Source organism: Rhodovulum tesquicola (genome assembly GCF_024128855.1).
Lineage (GTDB): Bacteria > Pseudomonadota > Alphaproteobacteria > Rhodobacterales > Rhodobacteraceae > Rhodovulum > Rhodovulum tesquicola.
In genome coordinates, this window is the sequence record NZ_JAMYDV010000055.1 from 1 (window position 1) to 1580 (window position 1580).

General features: G+C 69.4%; 4 protein-coding genes and 1 pseudogene. All 5 read left to right on the forward strand.

What is annotated here, in order from left to right:
- Positions 1-280: hypothetical protein (locus tag NHN26_RS17305; RefSeq protein WP_253090540.1), on the forward strand; the 280-nt coding region annotated here is incomplete at its 5' end.
- Positions 277-426 carry a hypothetical protein gene (locus NHN26_RS17310; protein WP_253090542.1) on the forward strand — a complete coding sequence of 50 codons (150 nt, stop codon included), beginning with the start codon at positions 277-279 and terminating at the stop codon, positions 424-426. The genes NHN26_RS17305 and NHN26_RS17310, both read left to right, overlap by 4 nt.
- A pseudogene (locus NHN26_RS17315) lies at positions 417-614 on the forward strand (transglutaminase family protein); the annotation flags it as partial. The gene NHN26_RS17310 and the pseudogene NHN26_RS17315, both read left to right, overlap by 10 nt.
- Positions 615-664: 50 nt before the next feature.
- The gene (locus NHN26_RS17320) at positions 665-982 is read left to right on the forward strand and encodes a hypothetical protein (protein ID WP_253090541.1); all 318 of its coding nucleotides are present in this window, start codon (positions 665-667) and stop codon (positions 980-982) included.
- Positions 983-1194: 212 nt separating this feature from the next.
- A partial coding sequence (locus tag NHN26_RS17325) for a transglutaminase N-terminal domain-containing protein (protein WP_290443019.1) occupies positions 1195-1580 on the forward strand: 386 nt, incomplete at its 3' end.

Sequence of the window (1580 nt, forward strand, 5' to 3'; positions counted from 1 at the left end):
TGTAAACCCGTTCACCGTGCCGGGATATTCGGACGAATTGCCCGCGGGCGACTACGACCTTCTCGTCGAAGAGGAGCTTCTCCAGGGGCTGAGCTTCGAGGCCTGGCGACGGACGGCAACCTACCTGACGGTGCAGGGCAGGGGCAGTCATGCGGGCCGAACGGAGATGCGCGCGATGACCGAGCACGACCTGACCGCAGCGTTGAGCCGGGATCGGGCAGCGAACCACGAAAACGATCACAGCGAGGCGGCGCCTTCTCCGCAGGAGGAGGGAACATGAACACCCCCGAATGGCTCAAGCCCGGCATCTGCGGCGCCGCGATCGGCGCGGGTTTCCTCGGCGTGCTCGGCTTCGCCTGGGGCGGCCGGGTGACCGGCGGCGCCTCGAATGACAGGGCGATGGCGATGTCGCGCGACGCTGCATGAACATTCCGGCCCTCTGCTGCACCGGATACCTGGGCGATATCGGCGCGCCGACGCCGCATCCGCCAGGGGAGTTCGCCGCCTGGATGGAGGTCTTTCCCGGCGGGCGCTGGTGGGTCTTCGAGCCGCGCAACGACACAAGGCGCATCGCGAGTTTCCTGAACGCCCGGGGTCGGGATGCCGCCGATGTGGCGAACGACGCATCGGACGCGCCTGCGGCCTCGATGGGGCGCTCTCCGCGATGACGGGCGATCCCATCAATCTCGACGCGCGGAGGACGGCCGCCGAAAAGCCCAGGATCGCAGGGCGGGGGCGGCCTGCGGATCGCGCGTCCCGTCCCGCGCAGGCCGGGCACCCGGACACCGCACAGATCGACGCGCAACTGCTGGCCGGCCCCGCCCGGACCTGGATCGAGGTGACGGCAAAGTGCCGATTTCTTCTGGAACGCTACGCCGAAACCGGGGCTGCGCAGGACGCCCGAACCCGGAAACTCATCGCGCGTGCGCTTGGCCATATTGCGCGCCTGAACAAACGCGAGGACGCGAAACATGACGCATGATCTGCACTTGGCCGGGCCGAAGACCAGGGCCCATGCCGATGTCGCCGCCGAGCGCACATGCCTGCGATGCAGGACGGCGTTCCGGAGCGACGGCTTCGGCCAGCGCATCTGTGCCCGCTGCAAGGCTACGGCCTCCTGGCGCAATGCCGCGCCCGGGGCCAGTGGGCAAGGCGGCCGCCGGTCCTCGGGCCGCGCGTGCTGAGGCCCCGTCAATGACACTGGTCACGATCACCCATTCCACCACCTACCGTTACGCGGGCCGGGTCGCGCTCGGGCCGCACAGGCTGATGCTGCGTCCGCGCGAGACCCCGGATCTGCGGCTGATCAGCTTCGACATGGACGTGTCACCGGCCGCCGACATCGTCTGGTCGCACGATGTCGCGGGAAATTCCGTCGCCTCCGCCAGCTTCACGTCGGCGTCCGACATGCTGGCCGTGCGCTCGCGCACGACGGTCGAACTGACCGCCCCCGCCTGGCCGGTCTTTGCCATCGCCGCGTCCGCCGCCAGCTATCCGTTCCTCTACGCGTCCGACGACCGGATCGACCTCGGCGCGCTTGCCGTGCCGCAATACGCCGACGCCGCCGGGCGCCTGTCGTC

Coding starts and splice junctions, on each gene's coding strand:
- NHN26_RS17320 (WP_253090541.1), top strand. CDS start 665: ATGACGGGCGATCCCATCAATCTCGACGCGCGGAGGACGGCCGCCGAA.
- NHN26_RS17310 (WP_253090542.1), top strand. CDS start 277: ATGAACACCCCCGAATGGCTCAAGCCCGGCATCTGCGGCGCCGCGATC.